At 70.5% G+C, this 25,892-nt stretch carries 24 protein-coding genes; 16 read left to right on the top strand and 8 right to left on the bottom strand.

Features of this window, described 5'->3' with window-relative positions:
• Positions 1-231: 231 nt before the first annotated feature.
• The 3 genes from ACFE71_RS09435 (at position 232) to ACFE71_RS09425 (ending at position 4,623) form a co-directional block, all read left to right on the top strand.
• Positions 232-924: a response regulator gene (locus tag ACFE71_RS09435; RefSeq protein ID WP_375428544.1), complete on the top strand. Its 693-nt coding sequence runs from the start codon at positions 232-234 to the stop codon at positions 922-924.
• Positions 921-2,336, top strand: a complete 1,416-nt coding sequence (locus tag ACFE71_RS09430) for an ATP-binding protein (RefSeq protein ID WP_375428543.1) — start codon at positions 921-923, stop codon at positions 2,334-2,336. The genes ACFE71_RS09435 and ACFE71_RS09430 overlap by 4 nt, the downstream gene beginning before the upstream one ends.
• A gap of 103 nt (positions 2,337-2,439) precedes the next feature.
• Positions 2,440-4,623 carry a putative bifunctional diguanylate cyclase/phosphodiesterase gene (locus ACFE71_RS09425; protein WP_375428542.1) on the top strand — a complete coding sequence of 728 codons (2,184 nt, stop codon included), beginning with the start codon at positions 2,440-2,442 and terminating at the stop codon, positions 4,621-4,623.
• 254 nt (positions 4,624-4,877) lie between these two features.
• Here the strand turns inward: ACFE71_RS09425 and ACFE71_RS09420 are convergent, their stop codons facing one another.
• Both ACFE71_RS09420 and hutH read right to left on the bottom strand, forming a co-directional pair.
• Positions 4,878-7,232, bottom strand: coding sequence for a putative bifunctional diguanylate cyclase/phosphodiesterase (locus ACFE71_RS09420; RefSeq protein ID WP_375428541.1), 2,355 nt, complete (start codon positions 7,230-7,232; stop codon positions 4,878-4,880).
• 177 nt (positions 7,233-7,409) lie between these two features.
• Complete coding sequence (gene hutH / locus ACFE71_RS09415) at positions 7,410-9,059, bottom strand: histidine ammonia-lyase (protein ID WP_375428540.1); 1,650 nt, start codon at positions 9,057-9,059, stop codon at positions 7,410-7,412.
• 188 nt (positions 9,060-9,247) lie between these two features.
• On the opposite strand from hutH, the gene pyp reads away from it, so the two are divergent.
• The 3 genes from pyp to ACFE71_RS09400 are packed head-to-tail and all read left to right on the top strand — an operon-like array spanning position 9,248 to position 10,590.
• Positions 9,248-9,622, top strand: coding sequence for a photoactive yellow protein (pyp, locus tag ACFE71_RS09410; protein WP_375428539.1), 375 nt, complete (start codon positions 9,248-9,250; stop codon positions 9,620-9,622).
• A 28-nt stretch (positions 9,623-9,650) separates the two neighbouring features.
• Positions 9,651-10,028 carry a hypothetical protein gene (locus ACFE71_RS09405; protein ID WP_375428538.1) on the top strand — a complete coding sequence of 126 codons (378 nt, stop codon included), beginning with the start codon at positions 9,651-9,653 and terminating at the stop codon, positions 10,026-10,028.
• Between the two features lie 40 nt (positions 10,029-10,068).
• Positions 10,069-10,590, top strand: coding sequence for a hypothetical protein (locus ACFE71_RS09400; RefSeq protein ID WP_375428537.1), 522 nt, complete (start codon positions 10,069-10,071; stop codon positions 10,588-10,590).
• A gap of 3 nt (positions 10,591-10,593) precedes the next feature.
• Here the strand turns inward: ACFE71_RS09400 and ACFE71_RS09395 are convergent, their stop codons facing one another.
• On the bottom strand, positions 10,594-11,787 hold the full coding sequence (locus ACFE71_RS09395) for an AMP-binding protein (protein WP_375428536.1): 1,194 nt from the start codon (positions 11,785-11,787) through the stop codon (positions 10,594-10,596).
• Positions 11,788-11,899: 112 nt separating this feature from the next.
• Here ACFE71_RS09395 and ACFE71_RS09390 point away from each other — a divergent pair, with 112 nt between their 5' ends.
• Genes ACFE71_RS09390 through ACFE71_RS09380 form a run of 3 tightly spaced genes read left to right on the top strand, consistent with a single transcriptional unit; the run spans position 11,900 to position 17,646 of the window.
• Positions 11,900-14,662 carry a PAS domain S-box protein gene (locus tag ACFE71_RS09390; RefSeq protein WP_375428535.1) on the top strand — a complete coding sequence of 921 codons (2,763 nt, stop codon included), beginning with the start codon at positions 11,900-11,902 and terminating at the stop codon, positions 14,660-14,662.
• A 54-nt stretch (positions 14,663-14,716) separates the two neighbouring features.
• Positions 14,717-16,129, top strand: coding sequence for a DUF4139 domain-containing protein (locus ACFE71_RS09385; RefSeq protein WP_375428546.1), 1,413 nt, complete (start codon positions 14,717-14,719; stop codon positions 16,127-16,129).
• Positions 16,129-17,646 (top strand): DUF4139 domain-containing protein, encoded by a 1,518-nt coding sequence (locus ACFE71_RS09380; RefSeq protein WP_375428534.1) that lies wholly within the window; start codon positions 16,129-16,131, stop codon positions 17,644-17,646. Before ACFE71_RS09385 ends, ACFE71_RS09380 begins: the two co-directional genes overlap by 1 nt.
• Before the next feature lie 134 nt (positions 17,647-17,780).
• On the opposite strand, the gene ACFE71_RS09375 is transcribed toward ACFE71_RS09380, so the two are convergent.
• Positions 17,781-18,083 carry a hypothetical protein gene (locus ACFE71_RS09375; protein ID WP_375428533.1) on the bottom strand — a complete coding sequence of 101 codons (303 nt, stop codon included), beginning with the start codon at positions 18,081-18,083 and terminating at the stop codon, positions 17,781-17,783.
• Entirely contained in the window at positions 18,080-18,733 is a 654-nt protein-coding gene (locus ACFE71_RS09370; protein ID WP_375428532.1) for an acyloxyacyl hydrolase, read from the bottom strand. Before ACFE71_RS09370 ends, ACFE71_RS09375 begins: the two co-directional genes overlap by 4 nt.
• 251 nt (positions 18,734-18,984) lie before the next feature.
• Here ACFE71_RS09370 and ACFE71_RS09365 point away from each other — a divergent pair, with 251 nt between their 5' ends.
• Together ACFE71_RS09365 and ACFE71_RS09360 are read left to right on the top strand one after the other, a co-directional pair.
• Positions 18,985-19,482 (top strand): hypothetical protein, encoded by a 498-nt coding sequence (locus ACFE71_RS09365; RefSeq protein ID WP_375428531.1) that lies wholly within the window; start codon positions 18,985-18,987, stop codon positions 19,480-19,482.
• Positions 19,482-19,718: a helix-turn-helix domain-containing protein gene (locus ACFE71_RS09360; protein ID WP_375428530.1), complete on the top strand. Its 237-nt coding sequence runs from the start codon at positions 19,482-19,484 to the stop codon at positions 19,716-19,718. The genes ACFE71_RS09365 and ACFE71_RS09360 overlap by 1 nt, the downstream gene beginning before the upstream one ends.
• Positions 19,719-19,740: 22 nt before the next feature.
• Here ACFE71_RS09360 and ACFE71_RS09355 read toward each other — a convergent pair whose 3' ends face one another.
• A complete protein-coding gene (locus ACFE71_RS09355; protein WP_375428529.1) occupies positions 19,741-20,337 on the bottom strand; it encodes a TlpA family protein disulfide reductase in 597 nt (198 codons plus the stop codon).
• 16 nt (positions 20,338-20,353) lie between these two features.
• Between ACFE71_RS09355 and argH the strand changes: the two genes are divergently transcribed.
• From argH to ACFE71_RS09330, 5 genes are read left to right on the top strand one after another with little or no spacing between them, the layout of a single operon-like run.
• Positions 20,354-21,721: an argininosuccinate lyase gene (gene argH, locus ACFE71_RS09350; RefSeq protein ID WP_375428545.1), complete on the top strand. Its 1,368-nt coding sequence runs from the start codon at positions 20,354-20,356 to the stop codon at positions 21,719-21,721.
• On the top strand, positions 21,718-21,951 hold the full coding sequence (locus ACFE71_RS09345) for a hypothetical protein (protein WP_375428528.1): 234 nt from the start codon (positions 21,718-21,720) through the stop codon (positions 21,949-21,951). Before argH ends, ACFE71_RS09345 begins: the two co-directional genes overlap by 4 nt.
• A gap of 11 nt (positions 21,952-21,962) precedes the next feature.
• On the top strand, positions 21,963-23,222 hold the full coding sequence (lysA, locus tag ACFE71_RS09340) for a diaminopimelate decarboxylase (protein ID WP_375428527.1): 1,260 nt from the start codon (positions 21,963-21,965) through the stop codon (positions 23,220-23,222).
• 10 nt (positions 23,223-23,232) lie between these two features.
• Positions 23,233-23,982 carry a siroheme synthase gene (locus ACFE71_RS09335; RefSeq protein WP_375428526.1) on the top strand — a complete coding sequence of 250 codons (750 nt, stop codon included), beginning with the start codon at positions 23,233-23,235 and terminating at the stop codon, positions 23,980-23,982.
• On the top strand, positions 23,979-24,935 hold the full coding sequence (locus ACFE71_RS09330; RefSeq protein WP_375428525.1) for a CorA family divalent cation transporter: 957 nt from the start codon (positions 23,979-23,981) through the stop codon (positions 24,933-24,935). Before ACFE71_RS09335 ends, ACFE71_RS09330 begins: the two co-directional genes overlap by 4 nt.
• A 1-nt stretch (position 24,936) precedes the next feature.
• On the opposite strand, the gene ACFE71_RS09325 is transcribed toward ACFE71_RS09330, so the two are convergent.
• Together ACFE71_RS09325 and ACFE71_RS09320 are read right to left on the bottom strand one after the other, a co-directional pair.
• Positions 24,937-25,608 (bottom strand): spermidine synthase, encoded by a 672-nt coding sequence (locus tag ACFE71_RS09325; protein ID WP_375428524.1) that lies wholly within the window; start codon positions 25,606-25,608, stop codon positions 24,937-24,939.
• 16 nt (positions 25,609-25,624) lie between these two features.
• Positions 25,625-25,753: a hypothetical protein gene (locus tag ACFE71_RS09320; protein ID WP_375428523.1), complete on the bottom strand. Its 129-nt coding sequence runs from the start codon at positions 25,751-25,753 to the stop codon at positions 25,625-25,627.
• Positions 25,754-25,892: the final 139 nt, after the last annotated feature.

The following is a 25,892-nucleotide window of genomic DNA, read 5'->3' as shown; positions in this document are numbered from 1 at the left end:
GCGACAGGCGGCCAGCTGAGCAAATACCTCTCCACTTTTCCGGGGCAAGTCCAAAACGGCTCCTTAGGGATGCGGGGTGAGCGGCTCCCTTGGGCTGGTCCGCCACGGCCCGCGTCCGCCGGATGGCGTAGCGCGGCCTATGCCGGGCGGCGTATGGTCGGTTGGCGGGCGTTCGGTTATCCGGGCGTGACGCCGCCGCGCGGCCACGACCCCCGGAGTCCTTGCGTCCTTATGGCCGATACGTTTCCGACCCAGGCCGCACCGTTCGGGATCGTGATCGCCGATGACCACGAGCTCGCCCGTTCGGGCCTGAGGGCGATGGTCGAGGGGGAACCCGACCTCCGCGTGGTCGGCGAGGCACGTGACGGTCTGGAGGCGGTCGACCTGTGCCGCCTGCTCGCCCCGGGCCTCGTCCTGTTGGACGTGCGCATGCCGCGACTGGACGGGCTGGGCGCGGCGCGCCGGATCAGCGACGAATGTCCCGGCGTGCGGATCGTGATGGTCACCATGCACGACAGCCCGGCCTACCTCGCCGAGGCGCTCCAAGCGGGAGCGGCCGGGTACGTCCTGAAGGATGCGTCGCGGCGCGAGCTGCTTGCGGCGCTTCGGTCGGTACTGGACGGCGACACCTTCCTGAACGGGGCGATGGCCGCCCGGATCATCGGCCGGATCGGCCCGCCGGCCGCACCGGGCTCGAAATCGCTGGATCGGTCGCCGATCGAGCCGTTGACACCGCGCGAGTTGGACGTGCTCGGGCTCGTCGCGCGGGGCATGACCAACAAGGAGGTCGGCCGCGAACTCGAGATAAGCCCGGGCACGGTCAAGGTGCATGTGGAGCGGATCATCGGAAAGCTCGGGGTCGCCGACCGCACCCAGGCGGCCGTGCGCGGCGTCGAGCGCGGGCTCGTCCGCATGGCCGAATGACCGGGCGCCCGCCGCGGCGACCCTGGGCGGACCTGCCTCTCCGGACGAAAGGCGCCACCCTTGCCGCGTTACCGCTCTCGTTCTTCATCGGGGCGCTTTTCTGGGTGGCGGGAACGACCAAGGAGGAGGAAGCCGCCGTGGACCGGGTGCAGCAGGCGCTTCGCATCCAGGACGATTTGGGCAAGGTCGAGGCCCTGGTCCACCGCGCGGCGCTGCAACGGGCGACTGGTACCGATGGGCCGTCCCGCATAGCCGAAGCCGAGCGGTTTCTCCCGGACGTGCTCGCGAACCTCGACGAGACGATCCGCGACCGCGAGCAGCGCGGTCGACTCGCGGCGATGACGCCGATCGCGCGTCAGGCGGTCGGGACTTTGCGCATGGGCGTCGCGGACGACTACGGCGCGGAACTCGCCATCGGTCGGCTCGAGCGCGCGATAGCGGCGATGCGCCGGCGCGAGTCCGTATTGCTGGCCGATCGCAAGCTGTGGGCCGAGCGGGCGCAGGCTCGAAACTTCGCGGTGACGCTCGCGGCGGGAGCGTTGGGGGTCGTCGCCAGCCTTGGCGCGATGCTCCTGTTCACCACGGGGATCGTGCGCCGGATCGGCATCCTGGAGGCGAACTCGAACCACCTCGCACGGGGCGAACCGCTCGCGCCGCCTCCGTTCGGGTCGGATGAGGTCGGCCGGTTGGGCAGCGCGCTCGTGCGGGCGAGCGCACTGCTGTTCGAGCGCCAGCGCCGGCTGGAGGAACTGGTGGCGCGCCTGTTCCAGGTGCAGGAGGAGGAGCGACGGCGCGTCGCCTACGACCTGCATGACGGCGTGGCGCAGGTGGCCGCCGCCGCGCACGGCCACCTTCAGGCCTATGCGGAACGGTTCCCGCCGGCCACGATCGTGGCCGCGGACGCGCTCGCGCGGGGGCTCGACCTCGTGCAGCTGACCGTCCGCGAGACGCGGGCCGCGATCGCGGGGCTCCGGCCCACGGCGCTCGATGATTTCGGGCTCGCGCTGGCCGTGCGGCTGGAGCTGGACGCGTTGCGGGACGGAAGGCGGGAGGTCGTGTTCATCGATCGGCTCGGAACCGAGCGACTGCCGCCCGTCATCGAAACGGCCCTGTTCCGCATCGCGCAGGAGGCGCTGACCAACATCAGGAAGCATGCCGGCCCGGTCGCATCCGTGATGCTGCTGCTGGAGTCGACCGGCGACGCGATCAGGCTCGAGGTGGCCGATGCCGGGCGCGGGCTGTCGGACGGGAAGGGACCGGCCGGGATCGGCGAGCGGATCGGGCTCGACGCGATGCGCGAGCGAGCCGCGCTGCTCGGCGGCCGCGTCCGGATCGAGGAACGGGAGGGCGGCGGCACCCGCGTGCTGGTGATGATACCGAACGGCGCCGGGCTGAGCCTGCCGGGAAACTGACGCGTGTTCATAGGCTTGCTCGTTCGCGGCTTCACCAAGCCTTAATCGCTTTAGCATAGGTTACATGGTGCTGCTTCAGCGACTGCGAGAGGGATAAATCGTCGTGTACCCGATCCCGGAGGATGAGGCGGAGCGTCTCGAGCTTCTTTCCGCTTGCGCTTTGACCGGCCGGCCCGCGCGGCGCGAGTTCGACGAGATCACCCGCCTTGCCGCCGAACTGTTCGACGCGCCGATCGCGCTCGTGACACTGGTCACGGAGCACGAGCAATGGCTTCACGGCCGCACCGGGCTCCAGGTCGACGGCACCAGGCGCGATGTTTCGTTCTGCGCGCACGCGATCGCAAGCGATCGGCCCTTCATCGTGACGGACGCCGCCGCGGACCCGCGTTTCGCCGAGAACGTGTTGGTGACCGGTGAACCGTATATCCGCTTCTACGCCGGCGCGCCCATCACGACGCGCGATGGCGTGCGCGTCGGCGCGGTCTGCGTCATCGATCGCGAGCCCCGGCCGCATTTCAAGAGCGAGGAAGCGCGCCCCTTGGTCCGGCTCGCACGCATGGTCGCGCGTAGCATAGAGGCGCGCCGACATGAGAACGAAGGCAAGGCGGTTGGAAGCTTCGCCGAAGCCACGGCGCTCGCCATCCTGACCACGGACGCGGAGGGCGTGATCACCTCGTGGAACGGTGCCGCCGAGCGGATGTTCGGCTACCTGCGCATGGACGCGGTCGGTCGATCGATGGACTTGATAATCCCGGAGCGCTTCCACGATGCGCATCATGCCGGGCTCGAGCGGGTGAAGCGCGGCGGTGAGACCAAACTCGTCGGCAAGACGGTGGAGGTCACCGCGCGCCGCGCCGACGGCGAGGAGTTTCCCATCGAACTCTCGATATCGGCGTGGCCGACCCCCGCCGGTGTGGCGCTTGGCGCCCATGCGCAGGATGTGTCCGTGCGCCATGCCCGCGACGCGGCGCTGGAACATCTCGCGGCGCACGATCAGCTGACCGGCCTGCTCAATCCCAAGGCGTTCCGCGAGCGCCTGCGCCAACGCCTTGACGATGGGCGAAGCGCGGCGGTGCTCGCCTTCGACCTTGACGGGTTCAAGGCGGTGAACGACTCACTTGGCCATGATGTCGGCGATGCGCTCCTCCAGGCGCTCGCGATCCGCCTGCGCTCGGCGACCTCGCCCGATTGGGTGATCGGGCGGCTGGGCGGCGACGAGTTCGCGGTGCTGCTTTCGCCGGAGGCGGACCTGTTCACGGCGCGCGAGGCGGCGTGCGCGCTGCTCGGCGCGTTCGTGGGGGTGTTCCACGTGGCCGGGCACCGCCTGAACCTGGCCGCCAGCATCGGCGTCGCGCTGGTGCCCGACCACGCGGACGATGCCGACGAGCTCATGATGCGCGCCGACCTCGCCATGTTCCGCGCCAAGCGCGGCGGCGGTCGCGGCTACCGCCTGTTCGATGGCTCCATGCGCGCCGAACTCGCGGCCCGGCGCGCCTTCAACGAGGAGCTCCGCCAAGCGCAGATCTCCAATCAATGGGAACTCCACTACCAGCCTCAGGTCCGACTGGCCGACGGAGCGCTCATCGGCGCGGAGGCGCTGTTGCGGTGGCGGCACCCGCAATGGGGCGTGCTCGCCCCGGCCGCGTTCATGTCCGTGCTGGAGACTCACCTCGTCGCCTATGAGGTGGGCCAGTGGGTACTGGACGAGACCTGCCGTCAGCTCGCCGCCTGGCGCTCGCGGGGCCTCGACGTGTTCCGTATCAGCTGCAACCTGTTCGGGGCACAGGTTCACACCCGAGGGCTCGTCACGGAGGTGGAGGCCGCGCTCGCCCGCCACGGACTTCAGCCCGCCGACCTGGAATTGGAGATCACCGAGACGATCGCGCTCCGTCACGACGACGAGACGTTGCAGCCCTTGTTCGCGCTGGTCGAACGCGGCATCGGCATCGCGCTTGACGACTTCGGTACCGGCTTCGCCTCGCTGAGCACGCTCAAGCGCGCGCCGTTGACCCGCCTCAAGATCGACCGCAGTTTCGTGGCGGACGTCTGCGCCGACCGGCATAGCGCGGCCGTGATCGGCGGTATCCTGTCGATAGGATCCGCGCTCGACATAGACGTGATCGCGGAAGGGGTCGAGACGCACGAGCAGCGGACGGCGCTTCAGGCGCTCGGTTGCACGCAAGGCCAAGGCTACCTGTACGGCCGCCCGCTCGACGGCGAAGCCTTCGCAAGACGCTATTCGCGCATGGATTCCCAGTGCCGGCCACGGAGATCGGCGAGCCTGTGACCGAAGCTGGTCGGACGCGACCGGCAAGCGTCGCCTGAACCGGCCGAGCGGCCGTGCGATCCGACAGGCCGAACTCGTCGCGCGCGTGCGCGGCGAGCTCGCGCTCTTTCGTCCTCCAGGTCCTCACGAAGCTCGGCGGCTTCGCGGGCGACCCGGTCTGGCGGCACCATCCCCGTCGCGCCGACCCGGAGCGGCGGCGCGAGGAGCGATCACGACCATCCTGTCCCCCTCGCGGGACGTCCAGCGACCCGGATTTACGCCGCCAGCGCGGGCGGGTCGCCGGTCAGGTACAACGATCGGGCGAGCGCCGCTGTGATGTCGGCGGCGCTCATCGGCCGCGCGAAATAAAATCCCTGCGCGTGGCTGCAGCTCATCGAGGCGAGGAGCTGCGCCTGCTCCTCCGTCTCCACGCCCTCGGCGACGACATCGACGCCCAACGTCCCGGCGAGCTGGATGATCAGCAACACGATGGCGAGCGTCCGGTCGTCGGAGCACAGCCCCTCGATGAACGACTTGTCGATCTTGATCGTGTCGGTCGGATAGCGGTTCAGGTAACTGAGCGACGAATAGCCGGTGCCGAAATCGTCCAGCCCGACGCGCACGCCGTGCGCGCGGACCGCGGCGATGATGTCGGCGATCCGCGGGTCGGGATCGAGGAAGATCGATTCCGTGATCTCCAGCTGCAGCGCGCGGGGCGGCAGGCCGTGCTCGGCGATCGTGGATTTGAGCAGCGCCACGAACTCGGGATCGTCGAACTCGCTGGCGGAGGTGTTGACGGCCATGCCGAGGTCGCCCTCCGGGAACCGCTCGCGCCAGAGGGCGAGCTGCGCGCACGCCTCGCCCATGACCCAACGGTCGATCTGGCGGATGAGGCCGATCTCCTCGGCCACGGGCACGAACGCGATCGGCGGGACCAGCCCGCGCGTCGGGTGGCGCCAGCGGACCAGCGCCTCGAAGCTCTTGATGCGGCCATGCTGCGGATCGACGATCGGCTGGTACGCGACCTCGAACTCGCCGCGCTCGATCGCGAGCTGGAGGTCGGTCTGGAGCTCGAGCGCGGCGGTCGCGTCCGCGTGCATCGAGTCGTCAAACACCGAATATTCGCCGTAGCCCGCGCGCTTGGCGACATACATGGCGATGTCGGCGTCGCGGATCAGCGCCTCCGGATTGATGCCCGGCTCGGCCGAATGGACCACGCCGATGCTGCAGGACGGGAACACCTCCTGCCGGCCGATGCGGACGGGCGCGCGCAGCGCCTCCAGCATCCGCTTGGCGACCTGGATCGGCACCGTATCGTCGGCCACGTCCTCGATCAGCAGCGCGAACTCGTCGCCGCCCAGCCGGGCCAGCGTGTCCTGGGGCCGCGCGCAGGTCTTCAGGCGGCGCGAGATCTCCTTCAGGAGCATGTCGCCGGCTTGGTGACCCAGGCTGTCATTCACGACCTTGAACCGGTCAAGGTCGAGGAACAGCACCGCGCAGCCCGCGAAGGAGCCGCCCGCGCGCGACACCACGCTATCCAGCCGGTTCATGAAATAAGCGCGGTTGTGCAGGCGAGTGAGATTGTCGTGAAACGCGGTGTAGAGCAGTTCCTCCTCCATGCGGCGGCGCTCGCGTATCTCGCCCGCCAGCTCCTCGTTCTCCTCCTCGGCGACGCGGATGCGCGCGCTCAGCTCGTGCGCCTCGCGTCGCTCGGTCACGTCGCGCTGGACGGAGACCCAGTGCGTGTACCAGCCGCGCTCGTCCGCCACCGGCACGATCGACAATTCGACCCAGAATTCCGTGCCGTCCTTGCGGTAGTTGACCAATTCGACCGACACGGGCTCCCACGCCGCGAACGCCGTGCGGAGCTTGGCGCGGATCGCCGGATCGGTCTTGGGCCCCTGCAAGATGCGCGGGGTGCGGCCGAGCACCTCGGCGGCGGTGTAGCCGGTGGTGCGCGTGAACGCTTCGTTGCAGAACAGGATGCGGGGTCCGGGCAGGTCGTGCGGCTCGGCCTCGGTGATGACGATCGAGTCGCGCGCATGGGTGGCGACCGTCTCGAGCAGGCGCAGGCGTTCGATGGAGGCGAGGTGGTCGGGCTGCCCCGCGATCCGGCGCTGCGCGTCTTGGAGCTCGAACACGGCGGCCACCTGCTCGGCGTGCGCGCGCAGGAGGTAGGACTCGGCGGCGTTCAGGAGCGCGCGGGGTTCGCGGTTGCCGATTACCAGCACGCCCCGGTCCGCGCGTCCGTTCTTGCCGTCGTCGTCGCCCTTCATGCGCGCGGCGGCGGCGAAGCAGGCGGGCGTGTCATTCAGCCGCCCGGACAGGCCAAGTTCGGTCAGCGCGCCGGGCGTCGCCGAATCGGCGGCGAACTGGGCGAAATCGTCCCCGCCGCACCAGCCCTCGTCTAACCCGTCCGCGGCCAGGCGCGCGGGTCCCGACCCCGCCGCTAGCGTCAGGCCGTTCACCCCCCGGCGATAGATCATCACGATGTCGCACCCGGTTACCGCGGCGACGGTGCGCGCCACGCGGTCGAGCCGCTCGTCGCCGGCGTCGCGGGCGAGGGCGAGATCGATCGGCGGCGCGACGGCGGCGGCGGCGGTCCAGCGGTCGGGATTGTCGCTATGCAACGTCGCTCAGCCCTTCGGTCACGATCGGTCGATCGGCGATCTATTTATCCGCATGAACTTAAAAGGCCGTAAAACCCGGCGTGATCTGGATCAGCCCCGGACGCGACGCGGCGATTCCATACCTGATCCGCTCGATCTGCGCCGTGCGCGCGGCCGTCCGATCACCGCCGGGCTCCGTCAGAACGCATCGAGTCGCTTCCCGACCGCGCCGACACGCACCGCCGCCTCGAGACGCCCGTCGATCAGGCGGTCGGCGACCTCCTCGATCTCCGCCGACAGCGGGCGGTCGTCATGCAGGAACGCGCTCACGCCGCGCACCGCCGCGCGGACCGCCAGCGCGGCCTCGCCGAACGGGGCGGGGTCGGCCGCGAGGCGCAGGTCGATCGCCTGCGCCAGGCACATGGCCTCGATCGCCAGGATGCGCGCCGTGTCCGCCACCGCGTCGCGCGCGCGCCGGGCCGCGATCGTGCCCATCGTCACCACGTCCTGGTTGTTGGCGTTGGTCGGCACCGACTGGATCGAGGCAGGGGCCGATTTCGCGCGGATCTCGGCCACGAGCGCCGACGCGGTCACCTGCGCGCCCATGAAGCCGCTGTTGAGCCCGGTGGCGTTCCCCTGGAGGAATGGCGGCAGCCCGCGATTTAGCGAGGCGTCGGTCACGCGCGCGATTTGCCGCTCGCTCCAGACGCCCAGCATCGCGACCGCGTTATGGAGGTTGTCCGATGCGAAGGCGACATGCTGGCCGAAGAAGTTGCCCGCATGGAGCAGCACCTCCTCTTCCGCGAAGACGATGGGATTGTCCGTAACCGCCGAAAGCTCGATCGCGACCACGCCGTCATGATGGATGAGCATGTCGTCGATCGCCCCCAGCGCCTGGGGGGCGCAGCGGATGCTGTAGGCGTCCTGCGGCAACTCCCGTTCGTGCGCGACGCCGGACGCGTCTATCTCGGCGGCGATCGGGCCGGGCATCGGCCGGAAGGGGACGAGGCGAGGCGCGTCGGCGGTCAGGGCCCACAGCAGCGCGGCCGCGCGGCGTTGGCCCGGATGCGCGCGCGCCACGGCGGTCAGCGGGTGCCAGGCGGCGCGGTGCCCGCCCAGCACCTCGGCATAGGCGACGGTCAGGAGCGCCGCGACGCGGAGCAGCCGGCGCGCGCGCACGCCGTTCAGCGCCGCCACCCCCGCCATCGCCGAGGTGCCGTTGACGAGCGCCAGCCCCTCCTTGTGCCCGAGGGTGATCGGCGCGAGCCCGGCGGCGGCGAGTATCCCGGCCGAGGGCCCAGGAGACCCGTCGCGCCAGCACGCGCCCTCGCCCATGAAGGCGAGCGCCATGTGCGACAGGGGCGTCAGGTCGCCGCTCGCCCCCACGGTGCCCTTTTCGGGCATGATCGGGGCTAGCCCGGCATTGAGGAAGCCGACCATCCAATGAAGCAGATCCGGGCGCACCGCCGACATGCCGCGCGAAAGCGTGGCGAGCCTGGCGGCGACGACCGCGCGGGCCTCGACCGGCGCGAACGGCGCGCCGACGCCGGTGGCGAGATGCTGGATCAGGCGGCGCTGGAGCACCCCGCCCATCGCCGGGTCGATCTGGTTGTCCGCGAGCGGGCCGAAGCCGGTGGTCACGCCGTAGATCGCGCGCCGATCGGCGACCATGCGCGCCACCAGCGCCTCCGACCGCGCGGCCCGGGCCACCGCGTCGCCGTGCAGCGCGGCCAGCGCCGCGCCGCACGCCACCGCCTCGACGCCCGCGAGCGTCACGGGCCTCGCCGGATCGCCGAACGGGACGATCGGGGCCGTCGCCGGGGTCCGGTGGGTCGTTCCCGCAAGCATCGCCCGTTCTCCCCGTTCGCAATCACGAGCCGGCGTCAGTGCGCGGTCGTGGTTAACATCGCGTTGCCCCGCGCCTGACGCGGGTCGGGAACGCGTTAGGCGAAATTTGAGGAGTCGTCGGCACAAGGGCGATCGACCGAGGCGGATCCGACCCCGCCGCCGGAACGATCGGCAGGGAAGCGACGACCATGGAAGTGATCAAGTTCGGTGCGGACGATCTGGAGAACAGGCTGGCGAGCGATCCGTCGCGCGCCGAGCTGCTGCCCTTCGGCGCGATCCTGGTGAACCAGCAGGGCGACGTGCTCCGCTTCAACCACGTCGAGTCCGGGATCAGCGGCCGCCATATCGGCGACGTCGTGGGCAAGAACTTCTTCAACGACGTGGCTCCATGCGCCAAGGGACAGATATTCTATAACCACTTCTTCCGGGCCGTCGCCGAGGGCCAGGTCAACACGATGTTCGACTACCAGTTCGACTATAAGATGACGGCGACCAACGTGCGCATCCACATGAAATCCGCGGACGCCTCGCGCGGTATCTGGATCTTCATCAAGCGCGTCTAAGCCGGCGGCCGGAATGGAGCATGGACTCATGAAAGAGACGTCGGTGGACAGGGAGGCGGAGTTCGACTCCGACCTGTTCTCGCCCGAGGAGCTGGCGATGATGGACAAAGCCGACGGCATCGTCGACGGCTTCGCGGTCGAGCATGACCCGACCGAGATACAGGCGCAATATATCGCGCTGGCCAAGATGGTCGCCGAAGGCGGCGAGCGCGAGCGCCAGCTGCGCGCGTTGGTCGCCGACCTGACCATGCTCGCCGAGTCGAACATGCAGGTCCGCTCGCATCACGAGCAGACGCAGAACCTGGCCAAGATCGTGCTGGCGAGCGCCGAGCGCGAGCTGCACCTCCAGCAATGCCTGGAGGCGTTCCGATCGGTCACGCTCACCCGCGCCCGCGACGTGATCTAGCCATACCGACGGCGCGCCCGCGCCGGGGAGATCGAAAACGATGCCAAGCCCAGACCTCCGCGACACCGCCCCGGCCGACCGGCCGGGCTTTCCGCATCTCGACCAACCGTCGCAGGCCCGCATCCGGGAACTGGTCACGCAGGCCATGCCGCTCCGCTCGCTCAAGCGCACGGGCCGACGACCGCTGCCGTTCGACGGCAAGACGATCGCGACGGCGTGCGGCGTCACCCCCGCGCTGCCCTTTTGGTACGAGATCAACGTCCACCGAACCGTGGCCGACGGCTACCTGACCGACATCCGCCTGTTCAACAAGACCGCCGACGATCCCGACCTGTTCTGGGTCCGCGAGCATGACGACCTGGAGGACGCGACGGTCCACCTCGAACGGTACGACCCGGCGGGCGACGTGACGCCGCCGCGGCAGATGGCCGAGCTCGCGCCGTCCGCCGCCGAGCTCGCGCTCCGCATCGCCCGGCTGCAGCTGCGCGTCGACCAGATGACGCAGCATTACCGCGCGCTGGTCGGCGACCTCCTCGCCACGCTGCACCAAGCCGCCGCCTGACGCTCACCAGTCGGCGGGCTTGCCCATCGCGCCCCGGGGCAGGTCCGCCCCGACCGCGATCCGGCGCGGGCGTTCGACGTCGGCGACGCGCGCGCCGCACCAGCGGTCCAGCTCGCCGACGAGCACGTCCCCCGCCTGGGTCCCGGCCGGCACCACGAACGCCTTGAGCCGGCCGGTGTCGGCGTCCAGCCGCACCGCCGCCTCCGCCACCCCCGCATGGGCGAGCAGCACGTCGCGGACGCGGTCGGGAAAGACGTTCAGCCCGCCGATCTGCACCGCGCCGTCGATTCGTCCCCGCAGCGTGAAACAGCGGTCGTCGAGCCATTCGGCCGCGTCGGGCATCGCGACCGGCTCGGCGTCGGCACCGGTGAGTTCGCCCGTCGCGCCCCGCACCCACCGGTCCAGCAACCGGAACGGCGCGTCGTGCCGATCGCGGACCGCGATCCCGGCGGTCTCGGTCGATCCGTACACCTCGACCAGCCGCGCCAGACGCTGCCCGGTCAGCTGGTGCGCGAGCCGTGCCGGCATCGGCGCGGTCGAGCTGACGCCGGTCACGCCCGGCGGGAAACAGGGCAGCGAGCGCGACAGGTACGCCCACATGGTCGGCGTGGCGATCACGACCGTGCCCGGCGCGGCGCGCGCGACCGCGTCCGCACCCGCCGCACGCTCGACCGGGCACCCGGTCAGGTCGGGAAGCATCGCGGTGAACAGCGCGCCGTAGATGTGATGGCTAGGCACCAGCGCGATCAGCCGACCGGTCGGCCCCAGATGATCGGCCCACCCCGCCGCCTCCGCCAGCAGGTCCGCGACGCGGTGCGTGCGGCGATTGGGCGTACCCGTCGATCCCGAAGTCCGGAACGTCAGGTGCGTGCCGGTCGCGCGCAGCGATTGCTCCACGACATCGCACCAATCGCCGACCGACGGGCTGGCGAGCAGGTGATCCTCCGCGCCGTATTCGTGCAGATGGAAGAACTCGTTGAGCGCCGCCGCGATGGTCAGCCGCTCCAGGCTGTCCAGGTCGAGACCCTCCCCGTCGGCCCGCGTCGCCTCGCTCCAGGTCGCCGGAAGCAGTGTCGCCGCCGCGTTCCGACGCGACGCCGCCACCTCCTCGCGCAGCAGGTCGAGGACGATCCGGACGATCGAGTCCCTGGATAACGGCGAGCTGGTCGCGGCGTCGGCTCCGGTGCGGTTGAACACGGGACGGCTATCGGCTCGGACGGTTAATGCCCCTCTAAGATCGACATGCGGGACGCTATGGCGCGTCGAAACCCACGCGGCTAAGCAATCTCGATCAGGTGGTACCAGGTCGATGAGCTCCAATCCGCACGACGCCGTCCAGGGCGGCATCCCGCACGATCTGCCCGACCTGTCTTCCGGGGCGGTCGACGACGCGACGTTCCGGCTGCTCGCCGACGCGCTGCCGATCCTATGCTGGGTGGCGAACGGCGACGGCTACATCGTGTGGTACAACCGCCGCTGGCACGATTATTGCGGCACGACCGCCGCCCAGATGGAGGGTTGGGGCTGGACGGCCGTCCACGATCCCGAACGCCTGCCGAGCGTCATGGAGCGGTGGACCGCGTCGATCGCGAGCGGCGAATTATTCGAGATCACCTTTCCCTTGCGTGGCGAGGACGGCGTGTTTCGCCCGTTCCTGACGCGCGCGCAGCCGGTGCGGGACGCCGCCGGCAGCATCGCGCGCTGGTTCGGCATGAACACCGAGATCACCGCCCAGATCGCGGCGGAGGAGGCGCTTCGGGTGGAGCGCGACCGCGCGCGCGCGGTGCTCGACGGCATGGCGGAAGGGTTCGCGCTTCTCGACCCGGATTTCCGCATCGTCGACATGAACGACGAGGCGATGCGGCTGGAGACGCGGCCGCGCGAGACCATCATCGGCCGGACGCAGTGGGACGCCTATCCCGGGACGGAGGAGGCCGAGATCGGACGGCTTTTCCGCCTCGCCATGGCCGAGCGCCGTCCGGTGAACCTGGAGCACCGTTATGTCTGGGACGACGGCCGCGCCGCCTGGCTCGACATGCGCGCGTATCCGGTCGCGGAGGGACTCGCGGTCTTCTACCGCGACGTGACCGAGCGCAAGGAGATCGAGTTCGCGCTCCGCGCGAGCGAGGCCCGCCTGCGCGCGGTGATCGGCACCGCCCCGGTCGGCATCGTCCTGTCCGACGCGCGGGGCGCGATCTATGACGGCAACGCCCGGACCGAGGAGATACTCGGCCACCCGGTCCTCCGGTCGCGCGATGCCGACAGCTACGGCGAGTGGGTGTCGTTCCACCCCGACGGTCGCCGGGTGGAAAGCCGCGAATATCCGCTCGCCCGCGCGCTGGCGGGCGAGGAGCTGCCCGACCTGGTCTGCCGTTATCGACGCGGCGACGGCCGAAGCGTTTGGGTGCGCATCGTCGGTTCCGCGGTGCGGAACGCCGAAGGCGCGATCGTCGGCGGGATCGTGGCGATCGTCGATATTGACGACGAGCGGCGCGCGCAGGAGGCGCTGGTCCGCCTGAACGCCGAGCTGGAGGACCGCGTGGCGTCCGCCGTCGCCGATCTCGACCGGGTTTGGCGCAATGCTCGCGACATGTTCGTGGTGATCGACGGGGACGGCGTGTTCCTGCGCGTCAACCCGGCCGCGACCGCGATCCTGGGCTGGCGCGAGGACGAGCTGGTCGGGCGACCGTGTTTCGATTTCGTCGTGCCCGAGGCCGCGCCGTCGACCCATGCGGCGTTGGATCATGCGCGGGACGACGTGCTGCCGGTCTTCGAGAATAGCTATCGCACCAAGGACGGCGGCGAGCGTCGCATATCGTGGGTCGCCGCGCCCGAGGGCGACAACATCTACGCCTACGGCCGCGACGTCACCGCCGAGCGCGAGCGCGAGGAGGAGCTGGAGGGCGCGCGCGAGGCGCTTCGCCAGAGCCAGAAGATGGAGACGGTCGGCCAGCTGACGGGCGGCGTCGCGCACGATTTCAACAACCTGCTCCAGATCGTCACGGGCAACCTGGAAACGCTCCAACGCGGCCTCCCAGACGACCAGCCGCGCCTGCGCCGCGCCGCCGAGAACGCGCAGGCGGGGGCGAAGCGCGCGGCGATCCTGACGCAGCGGCTCCTGGCCTTCTCGCGCCGCCAGCCGCTCGATCCCAAGCCCATCGACGCCAACCGCATGGTCGGCGACATGTCCGAACTGCTCCACCGGACGCTCGGCGAGACGATCCGGCTGGAAACGGTGCTGGCGTCCGGCCTGTGGCCCGCCGAGGTCGATCCCAACCAGCTGGAGAACGCGCTCCTAAACCTCGCGGTCAACGCGCGCGACGCGATGGAGGGGGGCGGGCGCCTGACGATCGAGACCGCCAACGCGCATCTCGACCGCGCCTACACCGTCGGCAAGGCGGAGGTCCGGCCCGGGCAGTATGTCGTGATCGCCGTGTCCGACACCGGCGCGGGCATGGACGCCGTCACCGCCGGGCGCGTGTTCGAGCCTTTCTTCACGACCAAGGAGGTCGGCCGCGGCACCGGTCTCGGCCTATCGATGGTCTATGGTTTCGTGAAGCAGTCGGGCGGGCACGTCGCCATCTATTCGGAGGTGGGCCAAGGCACGACCGTCAAGCTGTACCTGCCCCGTCTGGTGGGCGACGCCGCCCAGGAGGCGGAGACCGTCGAGCCGATCGTGCTCGAAGGCGCGTCGGAGGAGGTGGTCCTGGTGTGCGAGGACGACGACGACGTCCGCGCCTACTCCGTCGATAGCCTGCGCGAACTCGGCTACCGCGTGCTGGAGGCGCATGACGGTCCCTCGGCGCTCCGGTTGCTGACGCAGGGCGGGCGGGTCGACCTGCTCTTTTCGGACGTGGTGCTGCCCGGCGGGCTGACCGGGGCCGACCTGGCGGCGGAGGCGCGGGTGATGCTGCCCGCGCTCCCCGTGCTGTTCACCACCGGCTACGCCCGCGACGCGATCGTCCATCACGGCCGCCTCGATGCGGGGGTCGAGCTCCTGACCAAGCCCTTCACCTATGCCGACCTCGCCGCGCGCGTCCGCGACGTGATCGATGCGGGCACTCGGGACTAGCGGCCGACCGCGCGTCCGGGCATGACCAGGCGATCGACGGGGGAGTTCGGGCGTATGCGGGCGGGAATATTGGGCTGGGCGCTGCTGCTGCCCGTCGCGGCGGGCGCGCAGGACGCCCCGACGCAGGTAGTTGGCCCAAGCGCGCAGGGCGACGTGTCCGTCACCATCTACTCGGGCGACGTCGCGCTCATCCAGGACGTCCGCCCGCTCGCGCTCGGGACCGGCCGAGTCCGCCAAGACCTTCCCGACGTCAGCGCCGCGATCCGGCCCGAGACGGTGTCGCTCGCCGTCGCCGACGCGAGCATCGTCGAGCAAAATTTCGACTACGACCTGCTCAGCCCGTCGAGCCTGATGGAACAGGCGGTGGGCGAGACGATCACCCTGCTCCGCACCAACCCCGCCACCGGCGTCGAGACGCGCGAGCGCGCCCGCGTGCTCGCGGTCAACGGCGGCGTCGTGCTGGAGGTGGGCGGCCGGATCGAGGTGCTGCGCGACGACGGCCTCCCCGTCCGCGCCATCTTCGACCGCGTCCCCGCCTCGCTCCGCGCGCGCCCGACGCTGTCGGTGACGCTCGCCAGCACCCGCGCGGGCACCCGCCCCGCGACGCTGTCGTATCTCAGCCGCGGCCTCGGCTGGAGCGCCGACTACGTCGCGCTGTTCGACCAGGCGCGCGGTGCCATCGACGTCCAGGGCTGGGTGACGCTGCGCAACACCAGCGGGACCACCTTCGCCAACGCCCGCACGCTGCTGGTCGCGGGCGAGGTCGCGAGCGACGACGGCGACGAGAACATCTACCGCCCGCAGCGTCCCCGCCCGCGCGGCCGCATCGCCCAGCCGGGGACCGAGACCGCCGGCCGCGAGCAGCTCGGCGATTTCTACCTCTACCCGCTCGCCGAGCGCACCGTGATCGCCGACAAGCAGACCAAGCAGGTCAGCTTCCTCGACGTGAAGGGCGCGCGCGCGAGTTCGGGTTACTCGTTCGAGAACGGATGGCTCGGCACCGCCGACGAGCCGCGCTCCGCCTCCAGCGTGCTGCGCTTCGCCAACTCGGGCGCGGCGGGGCTCGGCGACGCGCTCCCGGCCGGAACGGTCCGCGTCTATGTACGCGACGCCCGCGGCCAACCGCAATTCACCGGCGAGAACCGGATCGACCACACGCCGCAAGGATCGCTGATCGCGCTCAGCACCGGCGACGCGTTCGACGTGAAGGTCCGGCCGGTCGTCGAGCAGCGCACCAAGCTGGGCGATACCCGCTGGCGCACCGCGATGCGCTACACGCTGACCAACGCGCGCCGCGAACCGGTGACGGTGGAGCTGGTCCAGGCCGGGCTCGACTGGACCGACACCCGCATCCTGTCCGAGTCCGCCAGGTCCATACGCCGGGACGCGGGCGCGACCGTCTGGCAGGTGCGTGTGCCCGCGAACGGCGAGGCGGTCGTCACCGCGACATTCGACACGCGCTACTGATGAGGGCGCTGGCGCTGGCGGCGCTGTGCCTGGCCGACGCGGCGGCGGGGCAGGGGACGCCGGCCGTCGCCACCTCCGCCGCGCCCGCCCAGGTCGCGGTCACCGTGTACCGCAACCCGAGTCGTGCCCGCGCCGCGCCGATCGATCTGCGCTACCTCGGCGGCTTCGCGCTCGTCACCGAGACCCGGCGCGTCCGCCTGCCGCGCGGCCGCGCGACGCTGCGGTTCGAGGGCGTGGCGGAGGGGATCGTCCCCGTCAGCGCGATCGTGGACGGCCTGCCCGGCGGCACCGTCGAGAAGAACCGCGACGCCCGTCTCCTCTCGCCCGCTTCGCTCGTCGACGGCACGCTGGGGCGCACCGTGACGCTCACGCGCACCGACCGCGCGACCGGCCGCATCCGAAGCGAGGAGGCGACGATCGTCGCCGGCCCGCTGCCGGGGGTCGTGCTCCGCACCACCGCCGGGATCGAGACGCTGCGTTGTTCGGGCCTTGCCGAGGCGCTCCGCTTCGACGCGGTCCCGCCGGGGCTGTCCGCCAAGCCCGTGCTGAGCGTCACGACCGATACCCCGACCGCGCGCGACGCGACCGTGACGCTGTCCTACCTGACGTCGGGCTTCGACTGGAGCGCGAGCTACGTCGCCACCATCGCGCCGGACGGCCGCACGCTCGACCTGTTCGCCTGGCTCACGCTCGCCAACGCCAACCCGGAGGCGTTCCCCGCCGCGCAGGTGCAGGCGGTCGCGGGCCGCCTCAACCGCTCGGGCTTTAACGAGGTGGCGCGGCGCGCGGGCGAGCTGCGGCTGACCTGCTTTCCGCTCGGCACCACCACCTCCGACCTGCGCGAGAAACGCTTCGAGCACCTGCTGGAGCGTCGGGACGAGGCCGATGACTATGGCGAAATCGTCGTCACAGCTTCGCGGGCGATGGCGGTGGCAGCCCCCGCCCCTCCCGAAGCGCCGCCCCCGCCCGAGGACCTGGGCGACCTGAAGCTCTATCGCGTCCCCGAACGCGTCACCGTCGCCCCGCGCGCGCAGAAGCAGGTCGCGCTCCTCGCCCGCGCCGCCGTCCCGTTCGAGCGGCGCTATCGCCTCCCCATCCAGCCCGGCCGCCCCCTGACCGCCGAGCCAACGCGCATCGTGCTCGTCGTCCGCAACACGACGGCGGGCGGCCTCGGCCTCGCGCTCCCGACCGGCTCCACCGCGCTCTACGCCGACCGCCCCGGAGGCCGTCTCCTGCTCGGCACCGGCACGATCGCCGACCGCGCGGAGGGCGAGACGGTGCGGCTGGAGTCGGGCGTCAGCCGCCAAGTCCTGATCGACCAGCGCGTCGGCCGGAACGAGGCGACGATCACCGCCACCAACGCCAACCCGTTCGCCATCACGCTCGAACTGCCGATCGGCGCGGCCGGCCAGAAGATCGAGGGCGCAGGCGACCCGCTCCCCCGCATCGACGGCATCGCCACCTGGACGGCGACGCTCCCCCCGAACGGCCGGGCGGAGCTGGCATACCGGTTCTGAATCGGGCGTTCTGAAGCGGCTCTCCGGCATTCCGCTCTGTGCCTTTCCCGTAAAGCTTCGCTCTCGAGAATGCCCGAACCGGTTATCGAAGACCCAAGCGGTCATTTCCTAGCGATCGCTCTTGGCCGTATTTGCTAGCCACGTACTCCCTTGGCGACCAGAGCATCCATGCTCGGCGCGATGCAGCCGCGCATCTCCTCGACCGTCTTCACATTGGGAACGCAGGCAAGCACGGCGTCGCAAACGGCCGCGTCCAGCGCGGGGTCGCCGCTGCGGCGCTTGAATATGCATCGGGTGACACCGGTCGCCCGGTCGAGCTTCGTGGTCATTCGTAACCGCTTGAGCCGTTCCATGCGCCGTCCGGTCACAACGATGTTGTCCACTGCGGTCGGGGGAGGTGCGGTCTGAACCGCAAGAGCCAAAGCAAGAAGGTTCATCGATGCCGGCCGAAAGTATGCACGAGACACAGCCCGAGATTATCGATGCCGGGGTTCTGTCCGGAGAAAAGCTGGTGATGGCTGAAATGCTCCCAGGTCGCCTCAATCGCCCAGCGCGGACCCAGGCGCACGCCCATGGACGCGTTTGGGTTGAAAAAAACCCGTGACCCGAACGACGTGCGCTTAAGATAGATGTCGAACCGCCGCCGGGCCTCGCCGATCGGCAGGCCGGGTTGGAACGGATCAGGGGTGAAGCGGTAGCCGTCGTGGACGGTCAGCCCAATCCCGGCTTGCCCGTAAAGGCGCCGGTCGAGGATGTGCTGGCGCCACTCCGCGCCAAGGCTGGCGAAGCTGGTGCGGCCGGCGGTGTTGATCTGTAACTTACCTGTCAACCGCGGCTTAAGCGCGAAGCGCAAAGGGGCGCTGCGGTAGGTCAGCTGGACGTCGACCGTCCCGTCCTCCTCACTGCCTTCGTATATTTGGCCGGCCGGGAGCTTGGGCAAATCGAATATCAGCTTCTCCCCGAGCGGGTGGAAGTTCGAACCGTGCTGAAGCACCCCGATGGCGATCTCCGATCCAGCCCATCGCGACGGCTGATCCCGCTGTGAGGCGTTGTCTTGCGCAATCGCCGAAGTGGAGGCGAGCGCCATGGCCGCGCCGAAAGCGCTCACTTTCCAACGAGTCATTTGATCCCCCTTGCGGACCGAGTGCAGTGCGGTCGATAAAGAGAATATATTAAAGCAATATCTATTCGTCAAACAGAAAGAGATTAGTGACTGACGGCTATTTCCTTTCGGCGAGGAAGGCGCGTGTTTGCCTCATCGGTGCCGTCGTGTTCCTCTTGTTGGCGGCGCTGTGAGGAGGAGCGACCTTTGCACAGTCGATCATGCCGGGATGGTCAATGTCGTGCACCGACGAGCTGGAATGCCGTCAAAGCGCCGATCTTATCGGTTTGTTACCGGACGCCGAGCAAGCCTCGGTTACGGCCGAGCCTGCAGCACGCGCGCGCTTTGCCGCTTATTTAGCCCGGCCGCTCGTGCGGGCGGGGTTGGCGGGGCTGATCCTGCTTGATGAGGGCTTTCTGGTCTTTCTATTCGTGGCCGTTGGGCTGACCTTGCGCCGGCTCGGACAACGTGGTGGCCATGTGCTGGCGCGCGCCTTGCCCTGGCTGAAGCGTGGGGCGCTTGCCGCGGTGTTTTGGGCGGCTGCGCAGCCGCTGACCGACAGCTTGCGGGCCATGCTGCTCTTACCGGGCACGCCGAGTGGCGCATCTTGGTATATCGCGATCGATCTCACCATTGCCGGGCCGGCGCTGCTGCTGGCGATCGCAGCCTATGCTGTCGCCTGGGCGCTGGAGGCAGGCATCCGCGCCGAACGCGATCTGGCCGATTTCGTCTGATGCCGGTCGTCGTCAACCTCGACGTGATGCTGGCCCGCCGCAAAGTCCGCTCCAAGGAGCTCGCCGAAGTGATCGGCATCACCGAGTCGAACCTGTCGCTGCTGAAATCCGGCAAGGTGAAGGGCATGCGCTTCTCCACGCTCGCCGCGATCTGCCGCTATCTCGACTGCGAGCCGGGCGACATCCTCGGCTACGATCGCTCGGACGACGATCTGACCGCCACGCTCGAACGGTGAATGCCGGTGGCGGGCGATCAACCTATGACGCCTCGCCAATCGCCGCGAGCGCCTCCGGCGTGTTCCATTCGAATCCGCCCAGCCGCCGCCACACCTCGCGTCCTTGCGCGTCGTACAGGATCGTCGCGGGCAGGTTCGCGACGTAGGCGGCGCTGAGCGCGACGGCGGGGTCGCGATATGGTTCCAGCCGCTTGAAGCCGCGTCCGGCCAGGAAGGTCGTGACCTTGTCCGGCTTGTCGTCCAAGTCCTGGCTCACCGTCAGCACCCGCACCCGGTCGCCCAACTTTCCCGCTGCCGCGTCGAGCGTCGGCAGCTCGGCGATGCACGGTGCGCACCAGGTCGCCCATAGGTTGACGAGCAGCGCCTTGCCCCGGAAGTCGGCGAAGGTCGCCTGCTTGCCGTCGGGCGCGATGAACTTGGCCGTGGGGGCGGCCTCGCCCTTGTGGCTTCGGTCGAACCCGGTCGCGGCGGGCTTGGCGGCCGGGGCGGGGGCGGCAACCACCTCGTCGGACGCGGGCGCTTCCGCCTTCGCTTGCTCCGGGGCCGCCGCTTGCCTATCGCACCCGGCGGCGAACATCGCCGATCCCAGGAGAAGAACGACGCCCGGGCGTGACGACATGGACGGCTCCAACACGATGTGGGGCGGGCGCTTTTCCGAAGGCCCGGCGGCGGTGATGCGCGAGATAAACGCGTCGCTGCCCTTCGACAAGCGGCTGTGGCGCCACGACGTCGCGGGCAGCCGCGCGCACGCCGCGATGCTCGGCGCGCGCGGGATCATTGCGCCCGCCGACGCCGCGGAGATCGACCGCGGGCTGGCCGACGTCGCCGCCGACTACGACGCGAACGGCGTGCCGGACGACCTCGCGCTCGAGGACATCCACATGCTGACCGAGGCGCGGCTCGCCGACCGCATCGGCGCGGTCGCGGGCCGTCTTCACACCGCCCGCTCGCGCAACGACCAGGTCGCGACCGACTTCCGGCTGTGGGTCCGGGATGCGGTCGACGAGGTACTGGGGGCGCTCGGGCAATTCCAGGCGGCGCTGCTCGCCCGCGCGGAGGAGCATGCCGACAGCGTCATGCCCGGCTTCACCCACCTGCAATCCGCGCAGCCCGTCACGCTCGGCCACCATCTGATGGCCTATCACGAGATGGCCGCGCGCGACGCGAGCCGCTTTTCCGATGCTCGCGCCCGCATGAACCGCTGCCCGCTTGGGAGCGCCGCGCTGGCGGGGACGGGCTTTCCGATCGACCGCGACGCCACCGCCGCCGCGCTCGGTTTTGACGGGCCGACGCTCAACTCGCTCGACTCGGTCAGCGACCGCGACTTCGCGCTCGACTACCTGGGCGCGGCCACGCAATGCGCGCTCCATCTGTCGCGGCTGGCGGAGGAGTTCGTGCTGTGGGCGTCGCAGCCTTTCGGCTTCATCTCGCTGTCGGACCGGTGGTCGACCGGCAGCTCGATCATGCCGCAGAAGCGCAATCCCGACGCGGCCGAACTGGTGCGCGGGCATAGCGGGCGGATCGCCGGCTGCCTCGTCGCGCTCACCGTGACGATGAAGGGCCTGCCCCTCGCCTATTCCAAGGACATGCAGGACGACAAGCCGCCCGTGTTCGAGGCGCACGACCTCCTCGCCCTCTCGCTCGCCGCGATGACGGGCATGGTCGAGAGCGCGACCTTCCGCACCGACCGGATGCGCCAAGTGGCCGAGAGCGGCTACGCCACCGCCACCGACCTCGCCGACTGGCTGGTGCGCGAGGCCGACATGCCCTTCCGCGAGGCGCACCATGCGACCGGCCGCGCGGTCGCGCGCGCCGAGGCGCTGGGCGTCGCGCTCCACGAGCTGCCGCTCCCCGAGCTCCAGGCGATAGACGCGCGGATCACGGCCCAACTGTACGACGTGCTCTCGGTCGACGCCTCCGTCGCCAGCCGCACCAGCTTCGGCGGCACCGCGCCCGCGCGCGTCCGCGCCGCGATCGGCGCCGCCCGGGAGAACAGCCGATGAAACGCCTCCTGCCGCTCGCCGCGCTGCTCCTCACCGCCTGCGGTTCCGCCGCCAGCCTCGCGCCCGCGCCCGGAAAGTCCCTCCCCGTCGCCCCGCGCGGCGCGCGCGCGACCCCGACGGCGGCCGATCTCCTGACCGCGACGCCCCAGCAGCGCCCCGAACGCTCGACCGAACTGCTGCGCAACTCGGTCGAGCGGCGCTCGGACGAGTTCGACCTGCCTCCCCAATAACGAACGGCGCCATGGACCATTTCCACCACCGGGACGGCGTCCTCCATTGCGAGGACGTGCCCCTCGCCCGCATCGCCGACGAGGTCGGCACACCCGTCTACGTCTATTCCGCCGCGACCTTCCGCCGCCACGCCCGCGTGTTCCGCGACGCCTTCGCCGCGCTGCCCGACGTCCACCTCGCCTATGCAATCAAGGCCAACCCCAACCTCGCGGTCCTTCGCCTGCTCGCCGCCGAGGGTTACGGCGCGGACGTCGTGTCGGGCGGCGAGCTGGCGCGCGCGCTCGCGGCCGGGGTGCCACCGTCCGGCATCGTCTTCTCGGGCGTCGGGAAGACCCGCGCCGAACTCGCGCGCGGGCTGGACGCCGGCATCGGCCAGTTCAACCTGGAGCTGGAGGAGGAGGGCGAGGTTCTCGCCGACCTCGCCCACGCGCGCGGGACCACCGCCCCGGCCGTGCTCCGCGTCAATCCCGATGTCGACGCGGGCACCCACGCCAAGATCTCGACGGGCCGCCGTGAGAACAAGTTCGGCGTCCCCATCGACCAAGCCCCCGCCATGTTCGCGCGCCTGAGCCGCCGCCCCGGCCTCGAGCTCCACGGCGTCGCGATCCATATCGGCAGCCAGCTGGCCGACCTCGCCCCGCTCGAGCGCGCCTACCTCCGCGTCGGCGAGCTCGTCGCCGACCTCCGCCGCGCCGGGCATACGATCACCCGCGTCGATCTCGGCGGCGGCCTGGGCGTCCGCTACCGCCCCGACGACCGGTTCCCCAAACCCGCCGAACTCGGCGCGATGGCCGCGCGCGTCACGAGGGGCTGGGACGTCCAGCTCCAGTTCGAGCCCGGCCGCGTCATCGCGGGCAACGCGGGCGTGCTCCTCACCCGCGTCATCTGGGTCAAGCCGGGGGTGACCCATCCCTATGTCATCGTCGACGCGGCGATGAACGACCTCGCCCGCCCCGCGCTCTATGACGCGTGGCACGATTTCGTCGCGGTCGAGCCCACGGGCGACCGGATGCTCGCCAACATCGCCGGCCCCGTCTGCGAGACCGGCGACACCTTCGCCACCGACCGCGAGATCGACCGGGTGACATCGGGCGACCTCGCCGTGTTCCGCACGGCGGGCGCGTACGGCGCGACCATGGCGTCCACCTACAACAGCCGCGCGCTCGTCCCCGAGGTGCTCGTCGACGGCGACCGCTTCGCCGTCGTCGCCGACCGCATCGCCCCCGAGACGATCCTCGCCGCCGAACGCGTCCCCGATTGGCTCCGATGAAGGCGATGGCGTGAGCTGGCACTCGCTCCCGCTCCTGATGCGCGTGAACGGCCGCCCGGTGATCCTGCTGGGCGAAGGCGAGGCCGCCGACGCCAAGCGCCGCCTGCTCGAACGGGCGGGCGCGGTCGTTGTCGGCGAGGACACGGCCGCCCCCCTCGCGATCGTCGCGATCGAGGACGAGGCGGAGGCGCGCGCCGCGGTCGAACGGCTCAAGGCGCGGGGCGTCCTCGTCAACGCGGTCGACCGCCCGGCCTTGTGCGACTGGACCCTCCCCGCGATCGTCGACCGCGACCCGCTGCTCGTCGCGATCGGCACCGGGGGCGTCTCCGCCGGCCTCGCCGCCGCGCTCCGCCAGCGGCTGGAAGGGCTGATCCCCGCCGATCTGGGTGCCCGCGCCCGCGCGCTGTTCGCCGCCCGCGATGCCCTGCGCGCCCGCTTCCCCGAGCCGCCTGACCGCCGCCGCGCGCTGGCCGACGCGATGTCCCCCGGCGGCCCGCTCGACCCGATGGGGGAGGGGGACGCGGCCGCATGGCTCGCCGACCCGCGCCCCGCGCCCGCGCCGAGCTTCCATATCCGCCTGACGAGCCCCGATCCCGACGAGTTGACCTTGCGCCAGGCGCGCGCGCTCGCCAACGCCGACGCGGTGCATCACGCCCCGAACGTTCCCCCCGCGATCCTCGCCCGCGCGCGCGCCGACGCCGACCGCATCCCTTGCGACCGCCCGCCCGAGTCCGGGCTGTATCTGGAGATGGCCGGGTGAAGGGTTTCGCCTACCGCATCAACCCGACCCGTTCCGAGCGCGTCGACATCGCCGCCGCGCTCGAACCGATCCCCGAACTCGTCTGGGTGCACCTGTTCACCATCGACGACGACGCGCGCGGATGGCTGGCCGATCACGCCAAGCTCAGCCCGCAGACCGTCGAGGCGCTCACCGCGCCCGAGACGCGCCCGCGCTGCGACCAGTGGGAGGGCGGCGCGCTGATCAACCTGCGCGGCCGAACCGACCAGGAGGCGGTGGTCGGGGCCGACCCGCTCGCCTCGCTCCGCATCTGGGCGACACGGGGCCGCGTCTTCTCGGTCACTCGCACGCACCTTCACGCGCTGGAGGCGATCGAGGCGTGCGTCGCGGCCGACAAGGTCCACGATCCCGGCGATCTCATCGCCGAGTTCGCGACCGCGATCACCGCCGATCTCGACCCGCACGTCGCCGAGCTGGGCGATCAGCTCGATAACTGCGAGGAGAATCTGGACACGGCCAAGATCTTCGAGCTCCGCCGCCAGGTCAACCGCGTTCGCTCGACCGCCATCGGCTACCGCCGTTTCCTCGGCCCTCAACGCGATGCGCTGGAAAGACTGGCGAGCTTGCCCGGCGATTGGCTGGCCGACGACGACCGCGTCCATCTGGGGGCCGCCGCCGACCGCGCGGCGCGCATGGCGGAGGAGCTGGAGGCGATCCGCGAACGCTCGGCGGTCGTCCATGACGCGCTCACCGACATGCGCGCCGAACAGCTCGACCAGCGCGGGCTGGTGCTGTCGGTCGCGGCGCTGATCTTCCTGCCGCTGACCTTCCTCACCGGACTGTACGGAATGAACGTCGAGGGGCTGCGCGGGGCCAAGAACCCCCACGCGTTCGACGTGATCACGGGCGTCTGCCTGTTGATCGCCGTCGCCATAACCGCTTTTTTCGTCGTCCGAAAGTGGACTTCCCGCTGAACTAGCGCCGCACCCCGAACCAGATCACGTGGCGCGGCCCCTTGCCGTTCGATCGCGCCCGGACAACCTCCTCCTGCGTCGCGAACCCAGCCTCGCCCATCCGGCGCGAGAAGCGCGGGTCGGGCCCCGCCGACCACACCGCCAGCACCCCGCCGACCTTCAGCGCGCCCCAGGCCGCCGCCAGCCCCGTCGCCGAATAGAGGCGGTCGTTACCCGCCCGCGTCAGCCCATCCGGGCCATTGTCCACATCGAGCAGGATCGCGTCATACGCCCCGCGTCCCGCCCGGATCAGCGCCGCGACGTCGTCCTCGACCAACGTGACCCGCGCATCGTCCAGGCACCCGGCGGTCAGGTCCGCCATCGGCCCGCGCGCCCACTCGACGATCCCGGGCACCAGCTCCGCCACCGTGACCCGCGCGTCGGCCCCGAGCACGGCGAGCGCCGCGCGCAACGTGAACCCCATCCCGTACCCGCCGATCAGCAGGTGCGGCGCGACACGGCCGGCCAGCCGCTCGCACGTCATCGTGGCGAGCGCCTCCTCCGATCCGCTCATGCGGCTGTTCATCAACTCGTTGCGGTCGAGCACGATGGTGTGATCGACCCCGCGCCGGAACAGCTTCAACTCGCCGCCGCCCGGCACCGCCGCCATGCCGACCAGCTCGCGCGGGGTCACGCGCCCGCCTTCCGCATCAACCCTTGATGGTGGTCATCTCGACCGGCTTGCCCTTGGCCGACGGGTTCGACTGGTCGAGCTTGGGCGGCTTGGTCGCCTTGGGCTTGCGTACTTCCTTGTTCGACTTCTTCTGACTTTTGGCCACGGTATCGCTCCTACTTCTTCCGGTTCTTGCGCGCGGCGTAGCGTGCGTCACGCGCCGCCTTTCGCTCCTCGTCGGTCATCTTGGGCGTCGCGGCGGCGGCCTTGGCGAGCTCGGCCGCCTCCACCGCGGCGGCGGCTTC

Origin of the sequence: uncultured Sphingomonas sp. (assembly GCF_964237155.1) — a bacterium.
Lineage (GTDB): Bacteria > Pseudomonadota > Alphaproteobacteria > Sphingomonadales > Sphingomonadaceae > Sphingomonas.
The sequence above is the reverse complement of the archived record's forward strand: the minus strand, read 5'-3'. Positions and strand labels throughout refer to the sequence as shown.

What these genes read in the sequence shown, in the direction of transcription:
- ACFE71_RS09435 (WP_375428544.1), top strand. Translation starts at nt 232, where the DNA reads ATGGCCGATACGTTTCCGACCCAGGCCGCACCGTTCGGGATCGTGATC.
- ACFE71_RS09430 (WP_375428543.1), top strand. Translation starts at nt 921, where the DNA reads ATGACCGGGCGCCCGCCGCGGCGACCCTGGGCGGACCTGCCTCTCCGG.
- hutH (WP_375428540.1), bottom strand. Translation starts at nt 9,059, where the DNA reads ATGCTTGCGGGAACGACCCACCGGACCCCGGCGACGGCCCCGATCGTC.
- pyp (WP_375428539.1), top strand. Translation starts at nt 9,248, where the DNA reads ATGGAAGTGATCAAGTTCGGTGCGGACGATCTGGAGAACAGGCTGGCG.
- ACFE71_RS09405 (WP_375428538.1), top strand. Translation starts at nt 9,651, where the DNA reads ATGAAAGAGACGTCGGTGGACAGGGAGGCGGAGTTCGACTCCGACCTG.
- ACFE71_RS09400 (WP_375428537.1), top strand. Translation starts at nt 10,069, where the DNA reads ATGCCAAGCCCAGACCTCCGCGACACCGCCCCGGCCGACCGGCCGGGC.
- ACFE71_RS09390 (WP_375428535.1), top strand. Translation starts at nt 11,900, where the DNA reads ATGAGCTCCAATCCGCACGACGCCGTCCAGGGCGGCATCCCGCACGAT.
- ACFE71_RS09385 (WP_375428546.1), top strand. Translation starts at nt 14,717, where the DNA reads ATGCGGGCGGGAATATTGGGCTGGGCGCTGCTGCTGCCCGTCGCGGCG.
- ACFE71_RS09380 (WP_375428534.1), top strand. Translation starts at nt 16,129, where the DNA reads ATGAGGGCGCTGGCGCTGGCGGCGCTGTGCCTGGCCGACGCGGCGGCG.
- ACFE71_RS09375 (WP_375428533.1), bottom strand. Translation starts at nt 18,083, where the DNA reads ATGAACCTTCTTGCTTTGGCTCTTGCGGTTCAGACCGCACCTCCCCCG.
- ACFE71_RS09370 (WP_375428532.1), bottom strand. Translation starts at nt 18,733, where the DNA reads ATGGCGCTCGCCTCCACTTCGGCGATTGCGCAAGACAACGCCTCACAG.
- ACFE71_RS09365 (WP_375428531.1), top strand. Translation starts at nt 18,985, where the DNA reads ATGTCGTGCACCGACGAGCTGGAATGCCGTCAAAGCGCCGATCTTATC.
- ACFE71_RS09360 (WP_375428530.1), top strand. Translation starts at nt 19,482, where the DNA reads ATGCCGGTCGTCGTCAACCTCGACGTGATGCTGGCCCGCCGCAAAGTC.
- ACFE71_RS09355 (WP_375428529.1), bottom strand. Translation starts at nt 20,337, where the DNA reads ATGTCGTCACGCCCGGGCGTCGTTCTTCTCCTGGGATCGGCGATGTTC.
- argH (WP_375428545.1), top strand. Translation starts at nt 20,354, where the DNA reads ATGTGGGGCGGGCGCTTTTCCGAAGGCCCGGCGGCGGTGATGCGCGAG.
- ACFE71_RS09345 (WP_375428528.1), top strand. Translation starts at nt 21,718, where the DNA reads ATGAAACGCCTCCTGCCGCTCGCCGCGCTGCTCCTCACCGCCTGCGGT.
- lysA (WP_375428527.1), top strand. Translation starts at nt 21,963, where the DNA reads ATGGACCATTTCCACCACCGGGACGGCGTCCTCCATTGCGAGGACGTG.